This is a genomic window from Pseudomonas sp. GB2N2 (assembly GCF_054897705.1).
Map to the genome: position 1 here is coordinate 4,073,616 of NZ_CM142701.1, position 16,199 is coordinate 4,089,814.

General features: G+C 58.5%; 10 protein-coding genes. 5 read left to right on the plus strand and 5 right to left on the minus strand.

The genetic code is table 11. The features are described from left to right. Positions 1-11 precede the first annotated feature (11 nt). Complete coding sequence (glnE, locus tag ACYZT4_RS18810) at positions 12-2,951, minus strand: bifunctional [glutamate--ammonia ligase]-adenylyl-L-tyrosine phosphorylase/[glutamate--ammonia-ligase] adenylyltransferase (protein ID WP_461982152.1); 2,940 nt, start codon at positions 2,949-2,951, stop codon at positions 12-14. Between the two features lie 384 nt (positions 2,952-3,335). On the opposite strand from glnE, the gene aceE reads away from it, so the two are divergent. The 5 genes from aceE to msrA all read left to right on the plus strand — a co-directional run bounded on the left by aceE (position 3,336) and on the right by msrA (position 13,321). Continuing rightward, positions 3,336-5,981: a pyruvate dehydrogenase (acetyl-transferring), homodimeric type gene (gene aceE, locus ACYZT4_RS18815; RefSeq protein WP_461982154.1), complete on the plus strand. Its 2,646-nt coding sequence runs from the start codon at positions 3,336-3,338 to the stop codon at positions 5,979-5,981. 11 nt (positions 5,982-5,992) lie between these two features. After that, the gene (gene aceF / locus ACYZT4_RS18820; protein WP_461982156.1) at positions 5,993-7,951 is read left to right on the plus strand and encodes a dihydrolipoyllysine-residue acetyltransferase; all 1,959 of its coding nucleotides are present in this window, start codon (positions 5,993-5,995) and stop codon (positions 7,949-7,951) included. Positions 7,952-8,220: 269 nt separating this feature from the next. Continuing rightward, positions 8,221-9,615, plus strand: a complete 1,395-nt coding sequence (locus ACYZT4_RS18825) for an alkaline phosphatase D family protein (protein WP_461982158.1) — start codon at positions 8,221-8,223, stop codon at positions 9,613-9,615. 301 nt (positions 9,616-9,916) lie between these two features. After that, positions 9,917-12,610, plus strand: a complete 2,694-nt coding sequence (locus ACYZT4_RS18830) for a putative bifunctional diguanylate cyclase/phosphodiesterase (RefSeq protein ID WP_461982160.1) — start codon at positions 9,917-9,919, stop codon at positions 12,608-12,610. Between the two features lie 63 nt (positions 12,611-12,673). Beyond that, entirely contained in the window at positions 12,674-13,321 is a 648-nt protein-coding gene (gene msrA, locus ACYZT4_RS18835; RefSeq protein ID WP_461988733.1) for a peptide-methionine (S)-S-oxide reductase MsrA, read from the plus strand. A 48-nt stretch (positions 13,322-13,369) separates the two neighbouring features. Here msrA and ACYZT4_RS18840 read toward each other — a convergent pair whose 3' ends face one another. The 4 genes from ACYZT4_RS18840 to ACYZT4_RS18855 form a co-directional block, all read right to left on the minus strand. Beyond that, positions 13,370-14,209, minus strand: a complete 840-nt coding sequence (locus tag ACYZT4_RS18840; RefSeq protein WP_461982162.1) for a 23S rRNA (adenine(2030)-N(6))-methyltransferase RlmJ — start codon at positions 14,207-14,209, stop codon at positions 13,370-13,372. Positions 14,210-14,329: 120 nt separating this feature from the next. Further along, positions 14,330-14,653 carry a hypothetical protein gene (locus tag ACYZT4_RS18845; protein ID WP_461982164.1) on the minus strand — a complete coding sequence of 108 codons (324 nt, stop codon included), beginning with the start codon at positions 14,651-14,653 and terminating at the stop codon, positions 14,330-14,332. A gap of 492 nt (positions 14,654-15,145) precedes the next feature. Continuing rightward, the gene (locus ACYZT4_RS18850) at positions 15,146-15,565 is read right to left on the minus strand and encodes a hypothetical protein (protein WP_461982166.1); all 420 of its coding nucleotides are present in this window, start codon (positions 15,563-15,565) and stop codon (positions 15,146-15,148) included. A gap of 101 nt (positions 15,566-15,666) precedes the next feature. Next, complete coding sequence (locus ACYZT4_RS18855) at positions 15,667-16,026, minus strand: hypothetical protein (RefSeq protein WP_461982168.1); 360 nt, start codon at positions 16,024-16,026, stop codon at positions 15,667-15,669. Positions 16,027-16,199 lie beyond the last annotated feature (173 nt).

The window sequence follows — 16,199 nt, forward strand, 5'->3', positions numbered from 1 at the left end:
ATTGTCCTGTTTCAGCTTAGCCCCAGTTCACGCCAGATACGCAATACCTGCCGTCGTTCGTCCACGAACTGATCGCCCGGTATCACCCCGGCGTCCTTCTGCAAGGCCTGCCGGTGGGCGGCGGAGCGGTAGGCTTTGTAGGCCTCGCGCAACAGGCTGGCATCTTCGGCGGGCATCAGCCCTTCGTGTTCCAGCGCCTCCAGAATGCGGATGTTATCGGTCCAGCGCAGCAACGGCGGGTGTGCTTCGGACCACGCCAAGGCCGCGTATTGCACCATAAATTCAATATCGACGATACCTCCGGCGTCCTGCTTGAGATCGAACGGCGCCGTGGCCTCGAAGGCATTTGCCCCGGTGCCGGCCGCAGTGCTCTTGCTGCCGAGGTTATCGCGCATCTTGGCGCGCATCTCACTGACTTCCTGGCGCAAGGTCGACAAATCCCGAGCCTTGCCCAATATCGCTGCGCGAACCTTCTCGAACGCATGGCCGACATCCCGGCTGCCGACCAGCACCCGCGCGCGCACCAGCGCCTGATGTTCCCAGGTCCAGGCCTCATTTTCCTGATAGCGGGAAAACGCCCCCAACGAACTCACCAGCAAACCCGACGCACCGGACGGTCGCAGGCGCATGTCCACTTCATACAATTGGCCGGAGTTGGTCTGGGCCGTGAGCAAGTGAATGATCCGCTGCCCCAACCGGGTGAAGAATTGCGCGCCGTCGATCGGTTTGGGCCCGTCCGTTTCAGCCTGCGGATCGCCGTCGTGAATGAACACCAGGTCCAGGTCCGAACCATGCCCCAGTTCCAGCCCGCCGACTTTCCCGTAACCGACAATGATGAAACCCGGATCGCACAACGTACCGTCCGTGCGCTGCGGCGTGCCGTATTTGGCCACGGTCTGGCGCCAGGCCAGAGCCAGCACTTGTTCGAGAATCGCTTCGGCCAGCCAGGTCAGGTAATCGCTGACTTTCATCAACGGCAGGCTGCCGGCGATTTCCGAAGCGGCGACACGCAAGCGGTGCGCCAGTTTGAAATGGCGCAGGGCTTCCATTTGTTGTTCGAGGTCGTCCTCGGGAATTCGCGTCAGGCGCTCGCGCAACTCGGCGGCCAACTCTGGCGCCAACGGCGGCTTGAACAGACGGCCTTCGTTGAGCAATTCGTCGAGCAGCAGCGGAAAACGGGTGATCTGTTCGGCGATCCACGGGCTTGCGGCGCACAAAGTCAGCAAGCGTCGCAACGCGCCGGGATTTTCGGTCAGCAGCACCAGATACGCGGATCGCCGCGCCACCGCTTCCACCAGCGGCAGCACCCGCTCCAGCACCAGATCAGGATTGGCGTGTTCGACTGCCTGGGCCAGCAACCGTGGAATAAAGGCATCCAGTCGCTCGCGACCCAAGCGCTGCATCGCGCGAAGTTGCGGGCTGCCACGCAGGCCGGTCAAGGCTTTCATGGCCTTGGTCGCATCGCTGAAACCGCCCTCCTGCAACTGCCGGCAAGCGGCTTCTTCGTCCTGCGCCTCTTCCCAGAGTGGCAGCCACTCACCGCCGACCACCACTTCACGTTCGGTGCCTTCCTCTTCGTCGGGATCGGCGATCACCTGGCCAAAGTGCCAAGCCACACGACCGCGCCAATACATCAGCTGCGTGTGAAACGCCTCCCAATCGGCGAAGCCCAGCATGAAGGCAATGCGCGCCTGATCCTGCGCACCGTCCGGCAGCATCTGGGTCTGACGGTCGGCAATCGCCTGGATCGCGTGCTCGGTATAACGCAGGAATTCGTAGCCTTCGCGCAGTTCGCTGATCACCGCCGGCGGCAAGTAACCCTGACCTTCCAAGGTGCTCAGGACTTTTAATAACGGACGTTGCTGCAGGCTCAGGTCGCGGCCTCCGTGGATCAACTGGAACGCCTGGGCGATAAACTCAACTTCGCGGATACCACCGGAGCCCAGCTTGATGTTGTCGGCCATGCCCTTGCGCCGCACTTCCTGCTGGATCAGCTGCTTCATGGTGCGCAGCGCTTCGATGGCGGAGAAGTCCAGGTAACGCCGGTAAACGAACGGCCGCAGCATTTCCTGCAATTGCGCGCCCGCCACTTGATCGCCGGCCACCACCCGCGACTTGATCATCGCGTAGCGTTCCCAGTCGCGGCCCTGATCCTGGTAATACTGTTCCAGCGCGTTGAAGCTCAGCACCAGCGCGCCCGCCGAACCGTAAGGACGCAGGCGCATGTCGACACGGAACACGAAGCCGTCGACGGTCATCGGGTCCAGCGCCTTGATCAAGCGCTGGCCGAGCCGGATAAAGAATTCCTGATTATCCAGCGAGCGCTTCACGCCAATGGTTTCGCCGCCCTCGGGGTAAGCGAAGATCAGGTCGATGTCCGACGACAGGTTCAACTCGACCGCGCCGAGCTTGCCCATGCCGAGGATGACCATCTGCTGCGGCTCGCCGCTGCGCCGCCCGGTGGGCACGCCGAATTGCTGGCAATGCCGCGAGTACAACCACTGATAGGCCTGATCGATGCTGGCATCGGCCATGTCCGAGAGGTCGCGGCAGGTCTCGACCAGATCTGCCTGACGATTCAGGTCGCGCCAGATAATTCGCACCTGGTGAAGGGTGCGTTGGCGCCGCAGGACGCGACCGAGTTCGTCTTCGGTTTGCGCCGCGTTCGCCGCCGCAGCAATGTGCGCACACAACTCGCCAGGGGCAAAGCTGCGATCCAGTTCGCCGGACTGCTCCAGCACGAGCAACATCAAAGGGTCACGGACACTCTGTTCAATCACGAAGTCGCTGGCAGCGGTGACGCGGGCGAATTGCGCCCAGCGTTCCGGCGTCCAGGCCGACAGCCCATGATCGTCATCGAGTGCCTCGACGGCGGTACGGAACGACTGCTCGGCGCGGGTGACAAACGGCAGGAGAATGCCGGGCAGTTCGGCAAGCGAAGGAAGGCTCATGGTCTATCCTTGATCGGCGTATGGAAGGCGGCATGTAGTGAATTTTCAAATCCCACTACCTGATCGACTGTCGAACAAAGGTTAGAAATAGCTGAAATTTCTTTATTTTTGGCAGACAGCATCAAGCTTTCACCTTTTTCGGTTGGCAAAAGACCAACCTTAACGATTATTCTCACAACGCAGCCGGAGGCCACAAGCCGCTCATCTGTAGTTTTACTACTCGTATATACATTCGGATAGCTGAAATGCCCGAAGATTTGTAGTAAAACTACACGCCGCCGACACCTACCTCTCGGCAATCCAAGAATTTATACCGTCTGCCCACAAGGCCAGTCGCAAACTCAGGCAACCGATTCTGGAAGCCTTTCCGCCCTGGAGCAAGCCATGCAAGACCTCGATCCCGTCGAAACCCAGGAATGGCTGGACGCCCTGGAATCGGTTCTCGATAAAGAAGGCGAAGACCGCGCTCACTATTTGATGACCCGTATGGGCGAACTCGCAACCCGCAGCGGTTCGCAGTTGCCTTACGCCATCACCACGCCCTATCGCAACACCATTCCCGTAACCCACGAAGCACGCATGCCTGGCGACCTGTTCATGGAACGCCGCATTCGCTCGCTGGTTCGCTGGAACGCGATGGCCATGGTGATGCGTACGAACCTGAAAGATTCTGACCTGGGCGGTCACATCTCCAGCTTCGCCTCCAGCGCCACCTTGTACGATATCGGCTTCAACTATTTCTTCCAGGCCCCGACCGACGAACACGGCGGCGACCTGATCTACTTCCAGGGCCACACCTCGCCAGGCGTTTACGCCCGTGCGTTCATGGAAGGTCGCATCACCGAAGACCAGATGAACAACTTCCGCCAGGAAGTGGACGGTCAGGGCCTGTCGTCCTACCCGCACCCTTGGCTGATGCCTGACTTCTGGCAGTTCCCGACTGTTTCGATGGGTCTGGGCCCGATCCAGGCGATCTACCAGGCACGCTTCATGAAGTACCTGGAAGCCCGTGGCTTCATTGCGCAAGGCAAGCAGAAAGTCTGGTGCTTCCTGGGCGACGGCGAGTGCGACGAGCCTGAATCCCTGGGCGCAATCTCTCTGGCTGGCCGCGAGAAGCTCGACAACCTGATCTTCGTCATCAACTGCAACCTGCAGCGCCTCGACGGCCCGGTTCGCGGCAACGGCAAGATCATCCAGGAACTCGAAGGCGTGTTCCGTGGTGCTCAGTGGAACGTGACCAAAGTCATCTGGGGCCGTTTCTGGGACCCACTGCTGGCCAAGGACGTCGACGGCATCCTGCAACGTCGCATGGACGAAGTCATCGACGGCGAGTACCAGAACTACAAAGCCAAAGACGGCGCGTTCGTCCGTGAACACTTCTTCAACTCGCCAGAACTCAAGGCGATGGTTGCCGATCTGTCCGACGACGAGATCTGGAAACTCAACCGTGGCGGCCACGACCCGTACAAGGTCTACGCGGCGTACCACGAAGCGGTCAACCACAAAGAACAACCGACCGTTATCCTGGCCAAGACCATCAAGGGTTATGGCACCGGTGCCGGCGAAGCGAAAAACACGGCGCACAACACCAAGAAAGTCGATGTTGAAAGCCTGAAGCTGTTCCGCGATCGTTTCGACATTCCAGTTCGCGACGAAGAGCTGGAAAACCTGCCGTTCTTCAAACCGGAGCCAAACAGCGCCGAAGCCCGCTACCTGAGCGAGCGCCGCACTGCACTGGGCGGTTTCGTGCCTCAACGCCGCGCCAAGAGCTTCGACATCCCGACGCCACCACTCGATACCCTCAAGGCTATCCTGGACGGCTCGGGCGACCGCGAGATTTCCACCACCATGGCCTTCGTGCGGATCCTCGCGCAACTGGTCAAGGACAAGGAAATCGGTTCGCGCATCGTCCCGATCATCCCGGACGAAGCCCGTACTTTTGGTATGGAAGGCATGTTCCGTCAATTGGGCATCTACTCGTCCGTCGGCCAGCTCTACGAGCCAGTCGATAAAGACCAGGTGATGTTCTACAAGGAAGACAAGAAGGGCCAGATCCTCGAGGAAGGCATCAACGAAGCGGGCGCCATGAGCTCCTTCATCGCTGCCGGTACTTCGTACTCCAGCCACAACCAGCCAATGCTGCCGTTCTACATCTTCTACTCGATGTTCGGCTTCCAGCGTATCGGCGACCTCGCCTGGGCTGCCGGCGACAGCCGTACCCGTGGCTTCCTGATCGGCGGCACCGCCGGCCGGACCACGCTGAACGGCGAAGGCCTGCAACACGAAGACGGTCACAGCCACATCCTGGCTGGCACCATCCCGAACTGCCGCACCTTTGATCCAACCTACGGCTACGAGCTGGCGGTGATCATTCAGGACGGCATGAAGAAGATGACCGAAGAGCAGCAGGACGTTTTCTACTACATCACCGTGATGAACGAGTCCTATCAGCAGCCAGCCATGCCGGCCGGTGTCGAGGAAGGCATCATCAAGGGCATGTACCTGCTCGAAGAAGACACCCGCGAAGCGGCGCACCACGTTCAACTGATGGGCTCCGGCACCATCCTGCGTGAAGTCCGTGAAGCGGCGAAGATTCTGCGTGAACAGTTCAACGTTGGCGCGGATGTCTGGAGCGTCACCAGCTTCAACGAACTGCGTCGCGATGGCCTGGCCGTCGAGCGCACCAACCGTCTGCACCCGGGCCAGAAGCCTAAGCTGAGTTACGTCGAAGAGTGCCTGAACGGTCGTAAAGGTCCGGTCATCGCCTCTACCGACTACATGAAACTGTTCGCTGAGCAAATTCGTCAGTGGGTCCCGTCCAAGGAATTCAAAGTCCTGGGCACCGACGGTTTTGGCCGCAGTGACAGCCGCAAGAAGCTGCGTCATTTCTTCGAAGTTGACCGTCATTTCGTGGTGTTGGCAGCCCTGGAAGCACTGGCTGACCGTGGCGACATCGAACCTAAGGTTGTGGCTGAAGCCATCGCCAAGTTCGGCATCGACCCGGAAAAACGCAACCCACTGGACTGCTGAGGAGAGACTTTGTGAGCGAACTCATTCGCGTACCTGACATCGGCAGCGGTGAAGGTGAAGTAATTGAACTGTTTGTGAAGGTCGGCGACCGAGTCGAAGCCGACCAGAGCATCCTGACGCTTGAGTCGGACAAGGCGAGCATGGAAATTCCTGCGCCCAAGGCCGGCATCGTCAAAAGCATCAAAGTGAAGCTGGGCGATCGCCTGAAAGAAGGCGACGAACTGCTCGAACTGGAAGTCGAAGGTGCCGCTGCTGCGGCCCCCGCGCCTGCCGCTGCACCGGCGGCCAAAGCCGCAGAGAAACCGGCCGCTGCTCCAGCGCCGGCCGCTCCTGCTGCCGCACCCGCTGCCGCTTCGGCCCAGCAAGTGCACGTGCCGGACATCGGTTCGGCCGGCAAGGCGCAGATCATCGAGATTCAGGTCAAGGTCGGCGACACCGTCGAAGCTGATCAGTCGCTGATCACCCTGGAATCCGACAAGGCGAGCATGGAAATTCCATCGCCTGCCGCTGGCGTGGTCAAGAGCATCAGCGTGAAGCTCAACGACGAAGTCGGCACTGGCGACCTGATTCTGGAACTGGAAGTTGCAGGTGCTGCGGCCCCTGCTGCTGCCGCGCCAGCTCAGGCTGCTGCGCCGGCCGCCGCTGCTCCGGCACCTGCCGCTCCGGCTGCACCGGTGGCCGACAGCGTTCAGGACATTCATGTCCCGGACATCGGTTCGTCGGACAAGGCCAAGATCATCGAAGTGCTGGTCAAGGCGGGCGACACCGTCGAAGCCGACCAATCGCTGATCACCCTGGAATCCGACAAGGCGAGCATGGAAATTCCATCGCCTGCCGCTGGCGTGGTGGAAAGCGTTTCCGTCAAACTGGATGACGAAGTCGGTACCGGCGACCTGATCCTGAAGCTGAAAGTCAAAGGCGCTGCACCGGCTGCGGCTCCTGCTGCGGCATCGGCATCGGCATCAGTTGCTGCAACACCGAGCGCGCCTGCGCCAGCGGCCGCTGCTCCTGCTGCACCAGCACCGGCTGCGGCTCCGGCCAAGTCGGGCGCCAAGGTTCACGCCGGTCCTGCGGTTCGCCAACTGGCCCGTGAGTTCGGCGTAGAGCTGAGCGCAGTCAGCTCCAGCGGCCCGCACGGTCGTGTGCTGAAAGAAGACGTGCAGGTTTACGTCAAAGCCATGATGCAGAAGGCCAAGGAAGCACCGGCCGCTGCTGGTGGTGCAACCGGTGGCGCGGGCATTCCACCGATTCCGGTCGTGGACTTCAGCCGCTTCGGCGAAACCGAAGAAGTGCCGATGACTCGCCTGATGCAAATCGGCGCGTCGAGCCTGCACCGCAGCTGGCTGAACATTCCGCACGTGACTCAGTTCGATTCGGCTGATATCACCGAGCTGGAAGCGTTCCGTATCGCGCAGAAAGCTGTCGCAGAGAAGGCCGGCGTCAAGCTGACGATCCTGCCGCTGCTGCTGAAGTCCTGCGCGCACCTGCTCAAGGAACTGCCGGACTTCAACAGTTCGCTGGCTCCAAGCGGCAAGGCGATCATCCGCAAAAAGTACGTGAACATCGGCTTCGCGGTCGACACCCCTGAAGGCCTGCTGGTACCGGTCATCAAGAACGTCGACCAGAAAAGCCTGCTGCAACTGGCAGCCGAAGCCGCTGCGCTGGCTGCCAAGGCCCGCGACAAAAAGCTTACTGCTGACGACATGCAAGGCGCCTGCTTCACCATTTCCAGCCTCGGCCACATTGGCGGCACCGGCTTCACGCCGATCGTCAACGCGCCGGAAGTGGCGATCCTCGGTGTTTCCAAAGCAACCATCCAGCCAGTCTGGGATGGCAAAGCCTTCCAGCCGAAGCTGATGCTGCCGCTGTCGCTGTCCTACGATCACCGTGTGATCAACGGCGCCGCTGCTGCACGCTTCACCCAACGTCTGAGCAGCCTGCTGGCGGACATCCGCACCATCCTGCTGTAACACCGGCTGGCCCTCCTTCACCGGAGGGCTCGCTGGGTTCCACGTTTTCCGAGCGCCACGCTCGTACCTCAACCCCGCCAATTTGGCGGGGCTTTTTTTTGCCTGGTGAAAACCGGCTTCCTACATTTGTGGCAGACATCGCCCACAAGTCGAATCCATTTCCGCTCGATATTTTTTCGTGCTCAATAACTAAGCTTAGTTTCAGCGCCCTTAAATAACTGCGGCCACATCTATTCATGACACTCCCATAACTTCGAAAGGATTCGATCATGCTAAAGCCAACTGTCGGCCCTATTCTCGGCCACACTACAACTAACCACGCGCGAATTTTCTTACGTGGCAACTCACAAAAAAACGCACTTGTATTTGCCGGTATTCGTTACCGGCGCCACAGCGAGGAGCGTTGGTCCAAAGGTTATTTTGCGCAGCTGTCGCTGGCTCGCGACATGGGTGACGTGATCGTTCTGGACGACCTCGCTGCCGGTAGCGAGTATGAATACCAGGCAGGCTGGTTCAGCCCCATGAGCCCGGCTCACACCGTGGAGACGGTCGAGGAGTTACCGCTGCAATGGCCACGGGACATATATCGCTTCAGGACGCAGCCCGGCGAAAACGCGGCACCGCGGGCCTACATCGTCGGTTCATGCCGTTATCTGCGGATGACCGCCGGGTTGCCGTCGGCGCCGAATCTGGGCGACCGGATCTTTGCATCGATCACCTCGCTGATACAGAATTCTCAACCGCCTGTCAGCGCAATGTTGATGACAGGCGACCAGGTGTATATCGATGATTTGAATATCATCGCGCCTGATCGGGATTATCAGGAAATACTCAGCAAGTACCGCACGGCTTTTTCCCAGCCGCATATTGGAAAGTTGATGTCCAGTGTGCCGACTTACATGATGCTCGACGATCATGAAATCGAAGATAACTGGCCCGCTAACAAAAGCAAAAACGACGAACACTTATATAACAATGCAATGGCTGCCTACGAGTTGTATCAAGCCAGTCACAGCCCGGCTCATGAGCGCTTTGAAAACGGAAACATCAATCGATACTTGGAACGCTATTGGTATCAATTCACCAATGGCGACGTTGAATGGTTTGTCACCGACAGCCGGACCCGGCGCAATCTGTCGGCCAGCGATCGGCGCATTCTTGACGAGGAACAGGAACAAGCCTTGTGCAACTGGTTGATCCACAGCCCGGCACGGGTCAAGTTCGTGGTCACCAGCGTAATGTTCTACCCCGACCGCAAACGCCTGGGCGATGACGCCTGGCAAGCCTTTCCGGAACAACGCCTGCGCTTGCTGGAGACCATTCGCACACACCGCATCAAAAACGTCATCTTCGTGTCCGGCGATGTGCATGGTTCGCTGACCAGCCGGCTGACTCACAGCGACGATCCGGACTTCGAGGTTCATACCCTCGTCTCCTCGCCGCTGTGCAACAGCAAAATGCTGCCCTACGCCAAGGCTTCTACCTTCATCCTCGATCAACCGCTGGCCCAAACAGCGGCGGGGGACTATCGGCATGAGCTCACCAGCAAGGTAATCAGCCAGGATAACTTTGCCCATCTGGTGGTTGACGCAGCGCAGATCCGCGTGGGTTATCACGATCGGGATGGCAAGCTGTTGCATTCGATCCATATAGCGTTGCGTTGATGCCGGAAAAATCGCCAGCAAGCAGGCTCCTACAGGTTCAGCGTCATCCCGGAGATCGAAAATTAGCCTAATACCCTGTAAGAGCCTGCTCGCTGGGAACACCGGCAGCGCTTTTTCCACTCAAATACGTTAGTTTTCAGCCATTACTGAAGAAAAGTTAAAGCCGGCCGACATATTCTTATAGCACTTGGCCTTCATGTCTCTTGTCAGTCGGTGTCGCAATGATGCAACCTTGCCGCAGGCAACAGTAAAGAGGGCGAGAGCCCGGCGCGATCAGCACATTCGAAGCGAGTTTCCCTCAATGAAAAGCCAACCCGATGCCGCCAGCCGTATGGTGGCCGAGGTAGTGACGCAGTTGCCTGTGCCCTCGCGGCTTGGCATGCTGCGTTTCGAACGGCTGAATGAACCTAGCTGGGCTCTGCTATTTCTCGACCCCAATTGCGAGCGACAGTTTGGTCTGCCGGCGGTGGAGCTGTGTGCGCTGGTCGGCTCGCCCTACGCCAGCCTGATGGAGCCCGAAGCGCGCTATCAACTGCATGACGCCGTCCAGCAACAACTCGCCGACAGTCCGCACTACCTGATCCGCTACACCCTGCACACCGCCGCTGGCACCTTGAACCTGCTGGAATTGGGCGAAGCCTACAAACAACACAATCGACACTTGCTGCGCGGCTATCTGCTGGTGGTCGACGGCATGTTCAAGGACACACCGCTGTTGCCGGCGCTGGACCTGGAAACCCAGAACTCGCGCCTGCAGATCGCCCTTGAACTCAATCAGCGCGCCCAGCAGGAGCAGCTTCTGCACCTGGATCGCGTGCGCGCCCAGCAAGACCTGATCCTGCTGCTGACCCGCCAGCGCTACAGCACCGGCAACTCCCTGCAAGAAGCCGCCGAACTGATCACCCGCAGTGCCTGTGACATCTACCAAATCGATTGCGCCAGCCTGTGGAATCTCGAAGGTTCGATGCTGGTGCCGATTTCGGCGTACCACCGCGCCAACCAGGCCTATGAGCTGCCGGAACCGATCGACATCGGGGGTTTTCCCGATTACATGGACGCCCTGCACGGCAGCCGCGCAATCGATGCGCACAACGCGATTCATGACCCACGCACCCGGGAAATGGCCGAAAGCCTACGCCCGCGCGATGTTAACGCGATGCTCGACGCCAGCATTCGCGTCGATGGCCAGGTGGTCGGCGTGCTCTGCCTCGAGCAGACCGGTGCCACCCGCGCCTGGCAGTCCGACGAAATCGCCTTCGCCGGCGAGCTCGCCGACCAGTTCGCCCAAGTCATCAACAACCACAACCGCCGCACCGCCACCAGCGCCCTGCACCTGTTCCAGCGTGCGGTCGAGCAAAGTGCCAACGCCTTTCTGCTGGTCAACTGCGACGGCGTGGTCGAGTACGTCAATCCGAGCTTCACCGCAATCACCCAGTACAGCACCGAAGAAGTCCACGGCCAGCGGCTGTCGGAATTGCCGGCCCTGGAAAACCTCAGCGAGCTGCTGTTCGACGCGCCCTCGGCGCTGGCCAAAAGCAACAGCTGGCAGGGCGAATTCAAAAGCCGTCGGAAAAACCTCGAACCCTACTGGGGTCAGTTGTCGATCTCCAAAGTCTATGGCGACAACCGTGAGCTGACGCATTACATCGGCATCTACGAAGACATCACCCAGACCAAACTCGCCCAGCAACGCATCGAGCGCCTGGCCTACACCGACAACCTGACCAACCTCGGCAACCGGCCGGCATTCATTCGCAACCTCGACGAGCGCTTCGCCCGTGACAGCGACACGCCGATCAGCCTGCTGCTGGTGGACATCGACAACTTCAAGCGGATCAACGACAGCCTCGGCCACCAGACCGGCGACAAGCTGCTGATCAGCCTCGCCCGCCGCTTGCGCAACAGCCTGATCCCGAGTGGCAGCCTGGCGCGTTTCGCCAGTAACGAATTCGCCGTGTTGCTGGACGACACCGACCTCGCAACGGGCCAGCAAGTCGCCAATCAACTGTTGGCGACCCTCGACAAACCGATGTTCGTCGACAACCAGCTGATCAGCGTCACGGGCTCAGTGGGCCTGGCGTGCGCGCCGTTGCATGGCCGCGACCCGCAAACCCTGATGCGCAACGCCGGGCTTGCGCTGCACAAGGCCAAGGCCAATGGCAAACATCAGGTCCAGGTGTTCACCGAGGCGCTGAACGCCGAGGCCAGTTACAAACTGTTTGTCGAAAACAACCTGCGCCGCGCGCTGACCCAAAACGAACTGGACGTGTTCTACCAGCCCAAGCTCTGCCTGCGCAGCGGTCGCCTGCTGGGCATGGAAGCGCTGCTGCGCTGGAACCATCCGGAAAAAGGCATGATCCGCCCGGACCAGTTCATCAGCGTCGCTGAAGAAACCGGGCTGATCATTCCGATCGGTAAGTGGATCGCCCGTCAGGCCTGTCGCATGAGCAAAGACCTGACGGCTGCCGGCCTCGGCAATCTCCAAGTGGCGATCAACCTGTCACCCAAACAGTTCTCCGACCCGGACCTGGTGTCGTCGATTGCCAACATCCTCAAGGAAGAAGCGCTGCCGGCGAATTTGCTGGAGCTGGAGTTGACCGAAGGCTTGCTGCTGGAAGCCACCGAAGACACGCACTTGCAGCTCGACCAGCTCAAGCGCCTGGGCCTGACCCTGGCCATGGATGACTTCGGCACCGGTTACTCGTCGCTCAGCTACTTGAAAAAATTCCCGATCGACATCATTAAGATTGATCGAAGCTTTATCCACGAAATCCCGGACAACCAGGACGACATGGAAATCACCTCGGCGGTGATCGCCATGGCCCACAACCTGAAACTCAAGGTCGTGGCTGAAGGCATCGAGACGGCCGAGCAGTTGGCTTTCCTGCGCCGCCATCGCTGCGACGTCGGCCAGGGCTACCTGTTCGACCGGCCGATCCCGGGCTCCGAGCTGATCGAAAAGCTCAAGCGCTACCCGCGCGGCCCAATCGCCTGACAGCGGCGTTGCACTCGGGCAAACTGCGTGTCTGACATTTCAACCTGACTGAGAGGACTGATGATGGTTCTGCGCTCGGAAATTCTGGTGAACAAAAACGTGCTCCCGACTAAAGAACAAGCTCTGCCCGGCCGTGAAACGCCAATGAACCTTCCGGAAAAACACTTCGTCCACGACGCCCCGCTGCTGGGCCCGTTCGTCACCGACGTGGATTTCGCCATCTTCGGCCTCGGCTGCTTCTGGGGCGCGGAACGCAAATTCTGGCAGCGCGAAGGCGTGGTCAGCACGGTGGTGGGTTACGCCGGCGGCTTCACGCCAAACCCAACCTATGAAGAAGTCTGCTCGGGCCTGACCGGCCACAGCGAAGTCGTGCTGGTGGTCTACGAGCCGGCGAAAGTCAGCTACGAAGCGCTGCTGAAGATGTTCTGGGAACTGCACAACCCGACTCAAGGCATGCGCCAGGGCAATGACATCGGCACGCAATATCGCTCGGTGATCTACGCCACCAACCCGACCCAGCTGGAAGCGGCCAAGCACAGCGCGCAAGTGTTCCAGGCTGAGTTGACCAAGGCAGGCAAAGGCACCATCACCACCGAAATCGACGAAGCGCCGACGGTCTACTTCGCCGAGGCGTATCACCAGCAGTACCTGGCGAAGAACCCTGAAGGCTATTGCGGGATTGGCGGCACCGGCGTGACCTGCCCGATCTGAACCCCCGACTCTGATCGTTCCCACGCTCCGCGTGGGAACGATCACGGGTCAACTCTCAGCAATCAACCAATCCATCTGCCACCCACCTTGGGTCTGTCCCAACTTCTTCGACAACCACGGCAGCAACTCGCGCAATTCCTCTTCCAGCCCCCACGGCGGATTCGCAATCGCCAGCCCGGAGCCATTCAAAGTGTTCGGCGTGTCCAGCGGATGCACCAGCAACTCCACCCGCAGCAACTTCGGCGCGCCCGTGCCGGCCAGGTCTTGATAAAAACGACGCAGCATGCGCTGGTCCTTCACCGGGTACCAGATCGCCGCCACGGTTTGGCGCATCCGGCCAATCGCCTCTTTCAACGACGCCGCACAGCGCTGCATCTCATCGAGCTGCTCGAACGGCGGATCGATCAACATCACCGCGCGCTTCTCCTGCACCGGCAACATCGCGCGCGGCACATGCCAGCCTTCGCCCAAGTGCACCTTCACCCGACGATCACCCGCCATGTTGTCCTTGAGCAGCACCCCGTCTTCCGGGTGTTTCTCGTTTAGCATCAACCGATCCTGCGGCCGCGTCAGACGCCGCGCCAGCTCCGGCGACCCCGGGTAATAGCGCAACTGCCCATCCGGGTTCATGTCCCGCAACACCTTCATGTAATCGGCGGTCAGCTCCGGCAGATCCGGCTGATCCCACAACCGCGCAATCCCTTCCAGGTACTCACCGGTACGGCTCGCCTGATCGCCTTGCAGGTCATACAGACCCATACCGGCGTGCGTGTCGAGATAGGCAAACGGCTGCTCCTTGCGCGACATCAGGGCGATGAGGCGGGTCAAAGTCAGGTGTTTGAACACATCGGCGTGATTGCCGGCGTGGAAGGCGTGACGATAATTCATGATTGCTCCTGCGAAGGCCGGGAAGTTTACCTTGTACAGCGGCGAACGTCAGGGCTTCACAGCCGAGCGGCCGATTCACACGATGATCGTTCCCACTGCGCGTGGGAACGATCGCCGCCACTACTCCGAACGCTGCGCTTTCAACCGCCGCCCCAACACATCCAGCACATCACACCCATCCCGCAACGGAATGGCGCAGAGCAACGCAAAATCGCTGAGGATGAACGACTGACATTCGATCGAGCCACGCATCGACAGGTTTTCCATGACTTGGGTGACAGTGCGGATTCGATAACTGGCCGCGTCGTACAAAACGTCGAGCGGTGCGAGGGTATCGACGAACAGGGTGGGCATGTCGTCGCAGTTGCTGGTCAGTGCCATGAAACGGCTTTTGGGTGGAGGGGCTGGTTTTTCGTAGGGTGGATCGGGGTGAAGATTTGTCATTTTTAAACCTCTGGTAAGAAGGGAAGCTACCATCGGCCTTCCTACAGGCTTGGGTGGCAGCTATGCGCGGGGTAGGAATATCGAGACCAGAGAACTCGACCACACCGAAGCGTGCCCACGCACAGCCGCCGCAACTGATCTTACGGACGCACGTTGACGGCCGCAATTCAGGTGTCGACGCCTAAGCGTCCTCTCTGGTCTTAAAGGGTTCCTACACCCCACCACTGAATTTTCAGTGACCACCAGAGACTATCGACGGAGCGCGTTTCGCACCAGTTCATGGAAGCCGCCACAACTTGAAGGAAACTTCCGACGACCTTGCCCAGAAATTTCGCAGCCTGTAAGACCGCCTTTGCGGGCAAGGCTCGTTCCTACAAGGACCGAGGCATGCCGCGAAAAAATGAGAGCGCCCCAACCCTGTAGAAGCGAGGCTTGCCCACGAATTGAGCGCGAAGCGGTCATGAAATCTACCAACCACATAAACAACGAGGCTCACCAAGCTGCCTGATCTTCGAGGCTGGCTTTGTAGAGATCCTCTTTCCAATACTCTTGCGCCAGTATGTACACATGTTGAAGAAATCCCCGAGGATTCGCCAATTCGTACCACTCCCCACGAGGCCAGCTTGCAGCTTCATCCTCATCAATATCAAATAAACCCTGAAAATTATATTTTTCGTCATTGAGCTTCACAGCCAAAGACTCCACCAAAACAAATTTGTGACGATAAGATAAATAGTCTAAATTCAAGCAGTATTTTTTGATCAACTCAGCTCTATCGTCAATATCATTTGGATCATAAATTTCAAGCTTTGCGCCGAGAGTCTCTTCGCGATCATAGACACCAAAAACTCCAACAAACCACATTAAGTCCGGTTCAAACTCTTCATTTAAAAATGGATCAAGCAACATCATTTTTTCTCCGCAGGGAAACCAGTAAATGGCGGCGCCACATCTTCCTTATCGTGGCAAAAGGGTACGCCCATTGCTCGCCCCAACCTGCTATTTCGTAGAAATTATTGGCTGCCACTTCCTTGACTCTGATACCGCTGCAAACAATTAAGAAGATCTGTCATAAACTGCCTCTGATCTTCAACCACATCATCAAAAAACGTATCCATTTTTAAAAAAATCTCATCAAAACTTTCACCTTTCTCTAAAAAACAAGACAAGGTTTCAATCAACAATTTCCGTTCTTTCTCACTATATATAAAAAATTCCGGCTGTAACAACGCATCAAAAAGCTCGGCAAGCTCGATCTCATCATTCACATTCTTCGAAACAATAATTTCCTCCCTATCCAAATCACGCGTATTTTCAATATCAAATACGAAAAGCAGACCACGTATACTCCACAGTGAGTAAGGACTATTCATTAGTCAAAATCCGTGAATGACGGTTTTGTAAAAAGGGGACAGACATATTTTTTATAAAGGGGACGGGCCCATTTTCAATTCTGGCGGCCTCCTGCTTGACTTTAATATATCCCGATGAAAGTCAAGCACTGGAAAAGTCTTACAGCCCGCAAACTCGCACCTCCACTATATTT

Coding starts and splice junctions, on each gene's coding strand:
- glnE (WP_461982152.1), bottom strand. CDS start 2,951: ATGAGCCTTCCTTCGCTTGCCGAACTGCCCGGCATTCTCCTGCCGTTT.
- aceE (WP_461982154.1), top strand. CDS start 3,336: ATGCAAGACCTCGATCCCGTCGAAACCCAGGAATGGCTGGACGCCCTG.
- ACYZT4_RS18825 (WP_461982158.1), top strand. CDS start 8,221: ATGCTAAAGCCAACTGTCGGCCCTATTCTCGGCCACACTACAACTAAC.
- ACYZT4_RS18830 (WP_461982160.1), top strand. CDS start 9,917: ATGAAAAGCCAACCCGATGCCGCCAGCCGTATGGTGGCCGAGGTAGTG.
- msrA (WP_461988733.1), top strand. CDS start 12,674: ATGGTTCTGCGCTCGGAAATTCTGGTGAACAAAAACGTGCTCCCGACT.
- ACYZT4_RS18840 (WP_461982162.1), bottom strand. CDS start 14,209: ATGAATTATCGTCACGCCTTCCACGCCGGCAATCACGCCGATGTGTTC.
- ACYZT4_RS18845 (WP_461982164.1), bottom strand. CDS start 14,653: ATGACAAATCTTCACCCCGATCCACCCTACGAAAAACCAGCCCCTCCA.
- ACYZT4_RS18850 (WP_461982166.1), bottom strand. CDS start 15,565: ATGATGTTGCTTGATCCATTTTTAAATGAAGAGTTTGAACCGGACTTA.
- ACYZT4_RS18855 (WP_461982168.1), bottom strand. CDS start 16,026: ATGAATAGTCCTTACTCACTGTGGAGTATACGTGGTCTGCTTTTCGTA.